The sequence below is a fragment of the Candidatus Tisiphia endosymbiont of Nemotelus uliginosus genome (assembly GCF_964264755.1).
Lineage (GTDB): Bacteria > Pseudomonadota > Alphaproteobacteria > Rickettsiales > Rickettsiaceae > Tisiphia.
In genome coordinates this window covers 1,108,484-1,123,014 of record NZ_OZ183481.1, presented here as the reverse complement: position 1 = coordinate 1,123,014, position 14,531 = coordinate 1,108,484, and the positions used below count along the sequence as shown (strand labels likewise).

Here is a 14,531-nt window from a genome sequence, read left to right as displayed (position 1 = left end):
TTAGAGTTTAGAATGTCAGATTTACCGATCTTATCAATAAGCATTTTCTTGCCTTTACTAAGTGCATTATATATTCTGCTGTTTATTAGACAGAGTAGGTCGGTTAATAAACAAGTTTATGCGATATATGTTGCAGTTTTAAGCTCTGTACTAACATTAATAGCTACTATTTGTTTATTAGTTCAATTTGATAGTACATCAAAACTTTATCAATTTGTCGAATGCTATAATTGGGTTCAATATATAGGTCTTGAATTCCACATTGGAGTCGATGGAATTTCAGTATTTTTTGTTGTTTTGACCAGCTTTTTAACCCTTATCTGTATTATAGCTAGTCTATTTACCGTCAAAAAATATATTAAAGAATTTTTGTTTTGTTTTTTATTAATTGAATCTTTTTGCATTGGGGCTTTTTCCTCAATGAATTTACTATTATTTTACTTATTTTTTGAAGTAATATTAATCCCGATGTATCTAATTATAGGAATTTGGGGAGGTGAAAATAGAGTCTATGCGGCTGTAAAGTTCTTCCTCTATACTTTCTTTGGTTCGGTATTTTTCTTATTGTCGTTGCTATATATTTATAGCCAAGTTCACAGCTTTAATATGCTTGTTCTGAACGAATCAATACCTTTATTAGCATTATCGGTGCAGAGAGTTTTATGGTTGGCAATCTTTATAGCCTTCGCGGTAAAAGTGCCTATGCTACCATTCCACACATGGCTTCCTGATGCACACGTACAAGCACCAACTGCTGGGTCTGTCATTTTGGCTGGGATATTATTAAAACTTGGAGCATATGGTTTTTTACGAGTGTCATTACCAATGTTTCCAAATATATCAAAAGAATTTGCATTTTATGTATTAGTGCTGAGTATATTTGCTGTAATATATGGTTCATTAGTGGCACTAGCTCAAAGAGATATGAAAAAGATGATAGCTTATTCATCAATAGCTCATATGGGCTATGTTACTGCTGGGATTTTTAGTTTGACAGAAGTGGGAATTAAGGGGGCAATATATCAAATGATTAGTCATGGTGTGGTAGCATCTACTTTGTTTTTGATAGTTGGTACTTTATATGACAGATTGCATACTAAGGAAATAGACCAATATGGTGGTGTAGCAAATAAAATGCCAATACTTGCCACTTTGTTTATGATTGCCATGCTTGGCTCTATAGGTTTACCAGGCACTAGCGGTTTTATAGGAGAATTTTTAAGTTTAATAGGTATTTATCAAGCCAATATAGTGCTAGCTATAATAAGTGCTGTTGGTATTATTCTTGGAGCTGTTTATATGCTAAAACTTTACAAAGAAGTAATGCTAGGACAAATTACTAATGTTCAGGTTGCAAGCTTTAAAGATTTATATCTCTATGAAATGATTGCAATTATACCATTATGTATAACAATAATTTACTTAGGTTTGCTACCAAATGCAATTATCAATATGCTTGATGTGTCAATTCACAAGATTTTGTTACAATTATTTTATGTTGTAAAATAGTTGTGATATAGTCAATTGATGAGAAATTGGTGACGTTGTTACTCGTCTCTCCTAACACCAAATTTTCCTGAATTAACTATAGTTCATGGAAAGAAAGTTAAAGTACAAAACGTCATTGCAAGTATGCGTATGCCGATGAAGCAACCAACCTCACAATCGTCTATTAGCGAGGAGCCACTTTGCAGCGACACGGCAATCCAAAAAATAGTCAGGAATGGATTGCTTCGCCGGCATATGCATCCTCACAATGACGTTTATAGTTTTACTCCTTATATTTTAACTCTACAGAATAAGGAGCAACCTTTGAAAATACTTTACCAATTATTGGTATTTTAGTGATAATGGTACTAGCAAAAAAGAAAGAAGGTATTACATTACCTTTAAGCTTTATTTGGTGTTTATTAGTATCAATTGTACCTTTCATGGTAAAATCAAAAAATGGTCCAGTAGCTGATGTCTTAGCAATACTTACGGTATTACCTATATAACTAAAGCTACCTGTCATATTATTAAACAAGATATCCTTATTATTTAATATAAAACTCATAAAACCTGGAAACGAAACAAATGATACCATTCTAGTTAGAAAAGACATATCAGTAATAACAAAACGTTTTATGTCAAATGTCCCATCTAAGATTGGTATTATTTCGCCCTTCTTAACCTCATGTCTTTTTGTATCAAGTGTTAGATTTATAATACCAGATTTCATGTTATTATACATGCCAATACCTCTAAATAGAGCTCCAGCATTATCACAGGTAACTATCCATTGTTCTATATCCTTTTTTTCTGTAAGTAGCATTTTAAAAGACTTAGTGCCAATTTTTGAATTTAAAGAACCAGAAAAGCATTTTATTTTATCACAATCAATTTGTAAATTAAGCTTATCAAGCATTATATTATTTTTTAACCTTACCCTATCTATATCAACTCTTAGATGAATATTTTGTGGTTCCCCTTCTTTTTCTAAAAATTGCATCATATTAGACCCAGACAGATCTAGTCGTTTCCCCTGAATTTCAGCATTTAAGCTATCTTTACCTACAAGTAATTTTCCTACTAGATCAGTTGTACCATAAGCAATAATCGGTAAAGTAACATCATACTTAGTATCTTGCACTTTAGCCTTGCCAACTATTTTTAAGTTATTTGCTCCTGAAAGGTCAAAATTAATATCACCTTTTAGACCATCATATAACTTACCAGTTAACACAAGTTTAGCTTCATCAGAAAGCTTTTTATGTATAGATATTTTATCAATATAAAATTCCAAATTTTTGAGATTAGCATTAGCTTTAATGAAGCCGGTATTAGATTGACCTCTGTTATTTCGTTGCTCTTTATATTCAAAATCTAGGATACTACTACCTGAAATTAACTTGAATATACCAAATTTCTGGTTATTACCGACAATAGTAGTTTTTACTTTTAATAGATGCTGATAATCATCATGGTTATTATTATCAATATTATATTGATAGGTAAAATTACTGTCATAGTCATTAATTTTACCTGTACCTATTAAGTTTAGCTTATCACCATTAAATGTTCCGGTTATTTTTGCATTCTTTAGTATGATATTGTCACTAAATGCTTTAGCATTTACTCCAGTTATTATCGTAGAGATGTCATAGGTATTTTTTATAACTGGACTAATCGGTATTATTATGCCAATTTTTGAATTAGCGGTGCCAGTAATTTTTCTAAGGTCAATTCCTTGTTTTTTTACTTGGTTATAATCCTCATTTGACATAAAATCAATTAGGTCGATACCCGGTCCCTTAGCTATGGCACTGATGACAAAATTAGATTTATCCATCCCTTGCCAATCAAAGGTTATTACTCCATTGGAAATAAGGCTGTTACCGCTATATGCACGATTCAGTATAAACTTAACCGAGGCTCCAGATATAGTAATATCTGTATCAATTTTTCTTAAAGATGGAAAATCTGCATCGTATTTATATTCAAGGTCTACGACATGCAGCTTGGCTTTTACTAGAGAAATATTAGACCTCTTGCCTAACTCTACTTCTGCTGGTAATTTGGACGTCGATGCGGTACTCGAATCCTCACGTACACTAGAGTACGCTGCGGTTCTGCGTTCCGCGTCTCCTTCAAATTCCTCAGCATAAGCGAGTTTTGCAAGAGGTCTATTGTTTTCTAAAGAATTTTTATCAAAATTAATATCAAATTCTCCATTTCTGATATAACCATCTTTAATATATTCCTGTAAAAATAAAATTACTTGATTATCAGGGATAATTTTCTCAGCAATCTGATAAATCATTATAGGAATATTTTCAACATTACCATTAGCTTGAATTATGCTACCATCCAAGATACTATTGAATGATAGATATGCTTGTTCACCAAATGTTAATTTGCAATTGATTAACTTCTTCGAAGCTGTAGAAATTTTACTTTCATAAGAACAAAGCCCTTCCCCCTTCGGTAATTTCTTACCATAACTATCGAGCAAAGTAATATTTTTTATAGGACTTAGGTTTAACTGTGTTTCAATCTTATTTTCAAAAAAATCTACAATATACTTAGCAGATATTTTAGTATCTATTATAGGTTGATTATCTTTAGAAATTAAGGAAAAACTATCTATATCAACAATACTAACAAGCAATGGTTTGTTTCTTATATCATCAATAAAAAAACTGATTTTGAAGTCGCTAATCTCACTTTTGGTGTTATGTGCTAAATCCATAAATATTTTATCGATTGACAAAATGTTATTTCTTATCTGTAAATTACCAATTCGTATTTTGGTATTTTTTTTATCGAGGTAAAATTCTATTGCCCTCTTAATAGGCTTATCTAAATACCCTTTACTCCCGCTTAATATTAATAAACTTAAAGTTACTACAACTATACAAACTATTACGCTTAGGCTGATGAAAAATCTTTTAATGAGCATCATTTTATTATTTAGTATTTGGTCAATTAATGTATACTTTTAGCCAAACGTCATTGCGAAGAGCTACTTTAGTAGTGATAAAACAACCCAAAAAAGTGATCAGAAATGGATTGCTTCGGAGGCTTATGCCCTCTCGCAATGACGTATACTAATTACCCAAACGTCATTGCGAGGAGCCGCCTTGCGGCAACGAAGCAATCCATATGACAAACTTCATGGATTGCCACGCTCACATACGTTCGCTCGCAATGACATCGGGTTAGGAGGCAACCTCCTAAATATAGCATTATAGCATAACAAAGTTGTTGCACTAAGTATATAAGGATAATTAATGAATATTAAACTTCATGTTATAGGTACTGGTTACGTTGGGCTAGTATCTGGCGTAATGATGAGTTACCTAGGACACGACGTTACTTGTTTAGATAGTGATATTTCTAAGATCGACCAATTAAAAAAAAATATTTTACCAATTTATGAACCAAAACTAGCTGAATATTTACCGCCATTAGTAAAATCTGGTAAGTTACAATTTACAGCTAGCTATTCGGCTGAATTACAAAATTCACAAGCGGTATTTATTACGGTAGGAACACCGTCTCTACCTTCAGGAAAAGCTGATTTACAATATATATTTACTGCTATCGATAATTTATGCCCATGGATTAAAGATGATTGTTTGATTATTATAAAATCGACTGTACCTCCAACAACATGTAACCAAATTATTGATTATTTAAATAACAAGAATTTTAAATTTTCCGTTGCTTCAAATCCTGAATTTCTTAGAGAAGGTACTGCTATAGAGGATTTTTTAAACCCTGATAGAATATTAATTGGCACCAATAATAAACAGGCAGAAGATTTACTAAAAGAGATATATCGACCTTTGATTACCAAAAATATACCTATGGTAAGTACTGATTTGGTTACTGCAGAACTTACTAAATATGTCTCAAACGCTTTCTTAGCGACCAAAATTGCTTTTATTAATGAGATGGCAAATTTATGCGAGAAAATGGGAGCAAATACTAAAGACCTGTCTTGTGGGGTTGGACTGGATAAGAGAATAGGTAAAGAATTTTTAAATATTGGGCCCGGATTTGGTGGCTCATGTTTTCCTAAGGATATGTTAGCACTTGGACAAATAGCTAAACATTATCAATGTAATTTTCAAATAGTTAATTCTGTTATAAATAGTAATTATCAGAGACCATATGATATGGTAGATAAAATTCATGATATCATAGGCAACGATTTACATAATAGAGTTATTAGTGTATTGGGCCTGACTTTTAAGGCTGGTACGGATGATGTTAGAGAGAGTCCAGCTATTAAGATCGTCAAAATCTTAGTTGATAAAGGAGCAAATATTAGAGTCTTCGATCCGGTAGGTATGAATAATGCTAAAAAAGAAGTAAAAAATGTATTTTTTGCTGATTCAGCACTTAGTGCATGCAAAAATAGTGATATAATTATAGTGGCTACCGAATGGTCGGAGTTTAAAGATTTAGATTGGTCGCTTATTCGCCATCAAGTTAAATCTCCTATAATTCTTGATCTCAGGCATATTCTTGATGGAGATATGCTAAAGGCTCTTGGATTTAAATATTATCTTATTGGTATAAAAGATGCAGTTTGATTTCATTCACTTAAGAGTACAAAGCTCATATTCATTTCTTGAGAGTGCTTTAACAATTGATCGTATAGTGGAATTAGCTAAATTGCATAAAATACCAGCCATTTGTTTAGCCGATAGGGGGAATTTATTTGGCTCGTTAGAATTTGCTCTAGCTAGCTGTAAAGCAGGAATACAACCTATAAATGCGGCAATTGTAAATATTGCTTTTACCGAGAATAGTTTTTGTGAAATTATGCTTATTGCCAAGGATGAAATTGGTTACAAGAATCTGCTAAAGGCGGTTAGTGATAGTTTTACTAAAAATGATCGTAAAATTTGCAATCATATTACTTTTGATGATTTAGTTAAGTACCAGGAAGGGCTGATTATTTTATCCGGTTATACTGATGGTATAATTGGTAAAAGTCTTATTGCTAAGGATGAGGAATTAGCCATTTTTTGGGCAACTAAGCTACAAAGCATTTTTGCTGATCGTTTCTATTTTGAGATTATGCGACATAATCTAGCAGTAGAACAATCTATAGAAGAAAGTTATATAAAAATAGCCAGTAATCTTGGTATTCCACTAGTTGCTACCAATAAAGTATTGTTTAGTGATGTTAATATGCATGATGCCCATGACGTATTATTATGTATATCTACTGGGGTTAGTAAAGAAGTGGAGGATCGTAAAAAGGTAAGTAACGAATGTTATTTTAAATCACCAAAAGAAATGCTAGAACTTTTTAGTGATTTACCTAATGCTGTACAGAATACGGTACATTTAGCCCAAAGATGCTATTTTATGGCACATGCTAATCCACCAATGTTACCAAATTTCTCTAGTCTAAATATTAATGAAGTAGACATAATTAAAAAAGAATCGACAGCCGGATTACTATTAAGACTTGCTACAAAATTTAAACGAGAAAATATTGCCATAGATCAGCAGGAAGATGTTAAACAGCAATATTTAACTCGTCTTAATTATGAACTAGATATCATTTGTCGAATGGATTTTTCTGGCTATTTCCTGATAGTTTCTGATTTTATAAAATGGAGCAAGCAACAAGGTATTATGGTAGGTCCTGGTAGAGGTTCTGGGGTAGGATCAGTAGTTGCGTGGAGTCTTTTAATCACTGATCTTGATCCTCTTAAGTTCGGTCTATTATTTGAGCGTTTTCTTAACCCAGAACGTATATCAATGCCAGATTTTGATATTGACTTTTGTCAAGAGCGACGAGGGGAAGTTATAAATTACGTATGTTCTAAATATGGGGATAACAAAGTTGGACAAATCATCACTTTTGGTAAGATGCAAGCAAAAGCTGTGATCAAAGATGTCTCACGAGTTCTTGGTTTACCTTATAAATATGCTGAATATTTAACTGATCTTGTACCATTTAATGCTGTTTCTCCTGTTACACTAAATCAGGCTATTAAGGAAATAAAGGAGTTAAGCATAGCAGCACGTGGTGAAGGTTTGTATAATTTAGATGGTCAAGAGGAGCTGATCAAACAAGTTCTGGACACATCTTTAGTACTTGAGGGGCTTAATAGACATGCTTCTACTCATGCAGCAGGAATTGTGATAGCTGGCAAAGATTTAGTAGAAATATTACCGGTTTATAAAGACCTAAACTCGGATATGTTAGTAGTACAATATTCGATGAAATATGCTGAGATTGCTGGTTTAATTAAATTTGATTTTTTAGGACTGCAAACTCTAACTGTCATTACTAAATGTTTAGAACTGCTAAAAGAGCAGAACATAAATATTGATTTTACTAATATGCTATTTGATGATCAAAAAACTTATGAAATGCTATGTAGTGGTCGAACTATTGGGGTATTCCAATTTGAAAGCAACGGAATGCAGGATAGTTTAAGGCGTCTTAAACCTGACTCCATTCAAGATATAATAGCGTTAGGAGCGTTATACCGTCCTGGTCCGATGGAGAACATCCCAACTTATATTGCTTGTAAACATGGTTTGCAACAACCGGATTACCTGCATGAGATGCTTAAACCAATTCTAGAAGAAACTTATGGAGTTATTATCTATCAAGAACAGGTCTTAGAAATTGCCAAAGAAATGGCAGGCTATAGTTTAGGTGGAGCAGATATACTTCGTAAAGCTATGGGGAAAAAAATAAAATCCGAAATGGCAGAACAAGAAGAAAGTTTTGTGAAAGGGGCAATAGCCAAAGGTATCTCACGTCAGCAAGCCCAATCCATTTTTGCAACGGTAGCTAAATTTGCTAGCTATGGTTTTAATAAAGCCCACGCATCAGCTTATGGAGTAATATCTTATCAAACAGCCTATCTGAAAGCTAATTTCCCAGCTGAATTCTTGGTAGTGTGCTTAAATCTTGAACTAAATAACCATGATAAAATCAATCTATTCATTCAAGAAGCCAAAAATAATAACATTGCTATTATCCCTCCTAATATCAATCTTTCCTCTGGTTATTTTAGTACTATAGCTACATCACAAGAAGCTGAAGAGTATGTTGAGCCTAAATCTATAACAGACCTTCTGCATAAGTCAAAAATAGTTGAGGGATTTTTAGAAGAAACGAAGCCGAGCACCGCAGCGTACATAGACGTACGTGAGGAGCGAAGGCGAGTTTCGACGACAAAATCACCAACTAGATTGGCTTATGCAGGAGGTCTAATTTATGCCCTAGCTGCTATTAAAAGCGTTACGGTTGATTTTGCTAGAATATTAGTAGAAGAACGAGTTAAAAATGGTAAATTTAAAAATATTATAGATGTTATTGAAAGGCTACCGCTTAAATCAATTAATCGAAAATTATTAGAAAATCTTATTAAAGCTGGATGTTTTGATACACTACATTCTAATCGTAATCAGTTATTATTAAGTATCTCTAAACTTCTAGCTTATGCTTCTTCCTATCATGCTGAAAAAACTTCTGATCAATTTAGTCTGATTAAGGTAAGTTCCATAAATCAGCAAGTTTTAATTGACGCAGAACCACTGGATAATAATACTGCATCTTGCTATGAATTTGAGGTATTAGGGCTGTTTATTACATTACATCCATTATCAAAACATCAAGATTTGCTATCCCGGCTTAATATTTCGACTTCAATTAACCTACAAAATGACTTTCTAGATGGTTCAAGTCAGATAAGGATAGCTGGTGTAATACAAAAAAAAGATTCACGTATGTCATCTCGCGGCAGATTTATCACTTTACAACTATCTGATCAATTTGGCATTTTTGAACTGACTATTTATAGTGAAGAAATATTAAAGAATTTCGTTCATTTACTCGATGTTCAAAGTTTAGTGGTAGTGAGTTGTGATTTGTTTAAAGACGCTGGAGGAATAAGACTAATCGCTAAAAGTTTCGCAACTATTGATGATATAATAAATGAAGAGCGATTAGAGATAAAACTATACCCACAAAATCATTCTGAATTATGTCAAATAGTCGATTTGCTGAAAAAACGTATTAACCCTGAACGTAATAATATCAGAATAATTTTATTGCTTAAGGTTAGTATAGATAATAACTTTACAGCTAAAATATGTTTACCAGAGATTTTGTCTCTAGAAACTGAAGATTTTGAATTTCTCAATCAATTTACGTCATGTTCTGCAAAGCTAGGGACATAGTACCCTACAATTTTTATTCTATAAGTATTAAACAGCATAAAACGTCATTGCGAGGAGTGCGAAAACCGCACGACGAAGCAATCCATATAATCTTGATGTATCTATACTAATTCTTATGGATTGCTTTGTCGCTACTAAAGTAGCTCTGAGCCATGATGCTCAGCAGTCAGCTTTTTTACTCATCATAAGAAAATAAATAAAAAATTGTAGGGTACTATAAGCTAGGAGTCGGAAATAACTAAGCAAAACTAATTATTAAGTCACTTATAAAAAAGCTAGTAAGTAAAATAATGATAACACAATTTTTTAAAAAAAGAAGAAATTATTTAGATAAATATCAATTATAAATTATACAATTTGGAATTATAAGTTTTCGTGATAGTATTATACAATCACCAAGCGTCTATTAGCGAGGAGCCACTTTAGTGGCATTAATGCAATCCAAGAATAATGGATTGCCACGAGAACTATGTGGGATAGCAATTATCTTTTTTACTTTTTTCTGTGATATGCTCACATCAAAAGAACCTATTCGGATTAATATCTGCAGGTAAGATTAATTTTCAGCACATCCTGCCACACCTTATCCCAACCTTTGGTATGAGTAATATTAGGAAAAATCTTTTGCTGTATACAATTTGAAGAACTAGCTTTTATATAGCCATGCATAATACTGCTAGGTACTATTTTATCCTTGCTTCCTGAAATATGTAATTGTGGGATATTATTGATTTTTATGGCATAATCTATGGGATTTAATGACTTCTTTAATCCATATACTTTATGATGTTTACTAAAATTTTTAATATCAAGATTACCGACTACAGTTATTATATCTTTAATATGTTTATTTCTTGCTGCCACCAAGATAGCAACACTTCCCCCACCAGAGAAACCAACTAAACTAGCTGGCTTATCATTATTTATACTATTTATTACTATGTTTGTTGATTCTATAACCTCTTCAGCCATTCTTTTGTCTGTCCAATAGACTTGATTACAATTAGGATTAAGCTCTACTGGTGTATATTGGCATGGACGAGCTATATAAACTACATTAGGTCTAGTATCAAGGGTGGCAAGCTTAAACAACATGACCTTGGAAGGAGTTGGATTATCTGCAATGGCATATTGTCCTATACTAATACTTCCATCACCCTCAATATAAAATACATAAGGGCTATCTTTATCCGAGATATGTTGGTAAGTTGTAATGACAAAATCCCCAGCCTTAACAAGTTTTTTCTCAAACCTGTTTATTGATGCTAGTTTTTCTGCTTCCTCAACCCTTGTTTCTATAGACGAAACACAAGAAGAAAGAGCCAAAGATAAAGAAACTATCGCAACTCTAGAAAGGTATTTCATCATCTAAATCGCTATGGTCAAAGTTAGTAACCGTATTTTTGGGTACAACAGTATCTGATGTTTGAATGCCAACACCTTTAGAATCTAACAATATAAATTGTGAGTTAAAATTCTGCAGCACTATTTCTGTCGTATATTTTTCATGCCCAAGGTTATCTACCCATTTTCTAGTTTGTAAAGTACCTTCTAAGTAAACTCTAGCTCCTTTTTTGGCATAATTCTTTACAACAGATACCAAACCTTCACTAAATACTACTACTCTATGCCATTCGGTTTTTTCTTTCTTCTCTCCAGTAGTACGATCTTTCCATGTCTCAGAAGTAGCAACACTAAAACTTGCTATCTCTTTACCGTCAGCCGTATGCCTAATTTCTGGATCACGTCCTAAATTACCTATTAATATTGCTTTATTTAAACTACCAGCCACAAATCATTACCTAATTTATTTAAAAATTTATTATTGCAATAGTAATCCAAAAAGACCTATAATGCTACAAGTTTTTTGAAAGTTCCTTAAAAATTTATAACAAATTATTATGCAAGAATATATTAAAGTTCGTGGTGCTAAGGAGCATAATTTAAAAAATATAAATGTTGATATTCCTAGAAATAAGTTTGTGGTAATTACTGGGCTTAGTGGTTCTGGTAAGTCTTCATTAGCCTTTGATACTATTTATGCTGAAGGGCAACGTAGATATGTTGAAAGCCTGTCTTCTTATGCTAGACAATTCTTACATCTTCAGGATAAGCCTGATGTTGAGTCAGTCTCTGGTTTGTCGCCGGCAATAGCTATTGATCAAAAAACTACATCTAAAAATCCACGCTCTACAGTGGGTACGATAACTGAGATTTATGATTATTTGAGATTACTATATGCAAGAGTAGGAGTCCCATATTCTCCAGCAACAGGTCTACCTATCAAGAATCAGACTATATCAGAGATGATAGATGCCATTCTTGCCTTTCCTAAAGCAAGTAAATTATACATTTTAGCTCCGATTGTCCGAGGACAGAAGGGTGAGTTTAGACGTGAAATTCTTGATCTTAGAAAACAGGGTTTTGGCAGATTGGTAATTAACAATGAAATTTATGAGATTGATAATCTGCCAAAATTTGACAAAAATAAAAAACATAATATTGAAGTAATTGTTGATAGGATTTCTCTAGAAGGTGATTTAGGCAATAGACTTGCAGATAGTTTGGAAATAGCTCTTAAATTGGCAGATGGTATAGTATATGTCGAGATTGTTGATTTACCAAACGGAGTAGAGACCACCCTTACTAAAGGCTCGAGAATCATTTTTTCAGAAAAATATTCTTGTCCAGTTTCTGGTTTCCAGATTACTGAGATAGAACCAAGAATTTTTTCCTTTAATAGCCCATTTGGTGCTTGTCCTAAATGTGAAGGTCTTGGCAAAGAATTATTTCTTGATAAAGACTTAATTATTCCCGATAGCAGAGTTAGTATTAAGGATGGAGCTATAGCCCCCTGGGGTAAAATATCCTCAAAGTTCTTTTTAGAAACATTAAAAGCCTTAGCAACTCATTACAAATTTTCATTAGACACGCCCTTTACAGAATTATCAAATACGATACAGCAAATATTGCTCAATGGGTCTGGTGATGAAGTTATAGATTTTCAATATCATGATGGTTCTAAATCTCAGATTATTCAGCAGCCTTTTGCTGGAATAATACCTAGCTTACAAGAAAAAGAGCGTAAGACTGATTCCTCTTTAGTAAAAGAAGAATTATTAAAATACAAAGCAGAACACAAATGTACAGCTTGTGAAGGTTATAGATTAAAGACAGAGTCTCTTTGTATTAAAATTGCTGATATGCATATAGGACAAGTATCTGCCTTGAGTATTTTACAACTACAAAAATGGTTTAATCAATTAGATCAACAGCTTAATAAAAGACAAGTAGCTATTGCCGAGCGTATATTAAAGGAAATCAAGGAAAGGTTACAATTTCTTATGAATGTTGGTCTTGAATATCTTGCTTTGTCTAGAGGGTCAGGTACTTTATCTGGTGGAGAAAGCCAGCGTATTCGTTTAGCGTCACAAATTGGTTCAGGACTTAGTGGGGTGTTATATGTACTTGACGAGCCGTCAATTGGTTTACATCAGCGTGATAATGCTCGCTTAATAGAAACTCTCAAAAATCTTCGAGACCTTGGTAATACAGTGCTGGTTGTTGAGCATGATGAAGAAACAATGTATGAATCGGATCACATTATTGATGTTGGACCAGGTGCCGGTATTCATGGTGGACATATAGTAGCCCAAGGAACAATTGAGGAAATTAAACAATGTGCAAATAGCATAACTGGCAGCTATTTAAGTGGTAAACAATTTATTGAAGTACCAGCAAATACTCGAATACCCTCTTTCGGTAAGGTAATAGCCTTAACTGGGGCTGTGTCTAATAATTTACAAAATGTTAATATTACGATCCCTTTGGGTAGTTTTACAGCAATAACCGGTGTATCCGGTGGAGGAAAATCAAGCTTAATAATTCATACTTTATATAAAGCCGCTTTAAAGTTTTTAGAACCATCTTCAAAAGTCTTTCCGGGAGAATATAAATCAATTACTGGTCTTGAATATATTGATAAGGTTATTGATATCAATCAGTCGCCAATAGGTCGTACACCAAGATCAAACCCAGCAACTTATACAGGGGCATTTACCCATATTAGAGACTGGTTTGCTGAATTACCAACTGCAAAAACTCGGGGTTATAAAGTTGGTAGGTTTTCATTCAATGTTAAAGGTGGAAGATGCGAATCATGTCAAGGTGATGGTCTGATTAAAATAGAAATGCACTTTTTACCTGATATTTATGTAAAATGTGATGTGTGTAATGGCGATAGATATAACAGAGAGACTCTTGAAATTAAATATAAGGATAAGTCTATATCTGATGTTCTTAGGATGACAGTTGAAGATGCTATGAGCTTTTTTGAGAAAGTACCATTAATTTACGAAAAACTGGTTACTTTAAATGAGGTAGGACTTGGTTATATAAAAATTGGTCAATCGGCTACTACTTTGTCTGGGGGTGAAGCACAAAGGATAAAATTAGCTAAGGAATTATCAAAACGCTCAACTGGTAAAACTTTATACATACTTGATGAACCAACAACAGGTTTACACATAGATGATATTAATAAATTGCTTAAAGTATTACATAAATTAGTTGACATGGGTAATACGGTGGTAGTTATTGAGCATAACCTAGATGTTGTAAAAACAGCGGATTACGTTATAGATGTTGGTCCTGAGGGAGGGGATAAAGGTGGTAGCATAGTAGTTACTGGAACTCCGAAGGATATTGCGGCTTGCAGTGAGAGCCATACTGGAAAATATTTAAAAAATTATCTATAATTAGCTTAGTGGAAAAAAATTTTGCTATATACTCAAAGATATAGAAGTCCAATAGGTCATTACGAG

The 14,531-nt window shown here is 33.1% G+C and carries 7 protein-coding genes; 4 read left to right on the top strand and 3 right to left on the bottom strand.

Features of this window, described 5'->3' with window-relative positions:
- Positions 1-12: 12 nt before the first annotated feature.
- Positions 13-1,509, top strand: coding sequence for an NADH-quinone oxidoreductase subunit M (locus ACFELW_RS05690; RefSeq protein ID WP_375329904.1), 1,497 nt, complete (start codon positions 13-15; stop codon positions 1,507-1,509).
- Between the two features lie 262 nt (positions 1,510-1,771).
- Here the strand turns inward: ACFELW_RS05690 and ACFELW_RS05685 are convergent, their stop codons facing one another.
- Complete coding sequence (locus ACFELW_RS05685; RefSeq protein ID WP_375329903.1) at positions 1,772-4,231, bottom strand: palindromic element RPE1 domain-containing protein; 2,460 nt, start codon at positions 4,229-4,231, stop codon at positions 1,772-1,774.
- Positions 4,232-4,778: 547 nt separating this feature from the next.
- Here ACFELW_RS05685 and ACFELW_RS05680 point away from each other — a divergent pair.
- Positions 4,779-6,083 (top strand): UDP-glucose dehydrogenase family protein, encoded by a 1,305-nt coding sequence (locus ACFELW_RS05680; RefSeq protein WP_375330528.1) that lies wholly within the window; start codon positions 4,779-4,781, stop codon positions 6,081-6,083.
- Entirely contained in the window at positions 6,073-9,708 is a 3,636-nt protein-coding gene (dnaE, locus tag ACFELW_RS05675) for a DNA polymerase III subunit alpha (protein WP_375329902.1), read from the top strand. The genes ACFELW_RS05680 and dnaE overlap by 11 nt, the downstream gene beginning before the upstream one ends.
- A gap of 537 nt (positions 9,709-10,245) precedes the next feature.
- Here dnaE and ACFELW_RS05670 read toward each other — a convergent pair.
- Positions 10,246-11,073 carry an alpha/beta hydrolase gene (locus tag ACFELW_RS05670; RefSeq protein WP_375330527.1) on the bottom strand — a complete coding sequence of 276 codons (828 nt, stop codon included), beginning with the start codon at positions 11,071-11,073 and terminating at the stop codon, positions 10,246-10,248.
- Positions 11,057-11,500 (bottom strand): single-stranded DNA-binding protein, encoded by a 444-nt coding sequence (gene ssb, locus ACFELW_RS05665; protein WP_341759326.1) that lies wholly within the window; start codon positions 11,498-11,500, stop codon positions 11,057-11,059. The genes ACFELW_RS05670 and ssb overlap by 17 nt, the downstream gene beginning before the upstream one ends.
- Before the next feature lie 106 nt (positions 11,501-11,606).
- Here ssb and uvrA point away from each other — a divergent pair, with 106 nt between their 5' ends.
- On the top strand, positions 11,607-14,465 hold the full coding sequence (gene uvrA / locus ACFELW_RS05660; protein WP_375330526.1) for an excinuclease ABC subunit UvrA: 2,859 nt from the start codon (positions 11,607-11,609) through the stop codon (positions 14,463-14,465).
- The last annotated feature ends 66 nt before the right edge of the window (positions 14,466-14,531 follow it).

Bases quoted from the DNA above. Each gene is read 5' to 3' on its own strand.
- dnaE (WP_375329902.1), top strand. From the start codon at position 6,073: ATGCAGTTTGATTTCATTCACTTAAGAGTACAAAGCTCATATTCATTT.
- ACFELW_RS05690 (WP_375329904.1), top strand. From the start codon at position 13: ATGTCAGATTTACCGATCTTATCAATAAGCATTTTCTTGCCTTTACTA.
- ACFELW_RS05670 (WP_375330527.1), bottom strand. From the start codon at position 11,073: ATGAAATACCTTTCTAGAGTTGCGATAGTTTCTTTATCTTTGGCTCTT.
- ACFELW_RS05685 (WP_375329903.1), bottom strand. From the start codon at position 4,231: ATGGATTTAGCACATAACACCAAAAGTGAGATTAGCGACTTCAAAATC.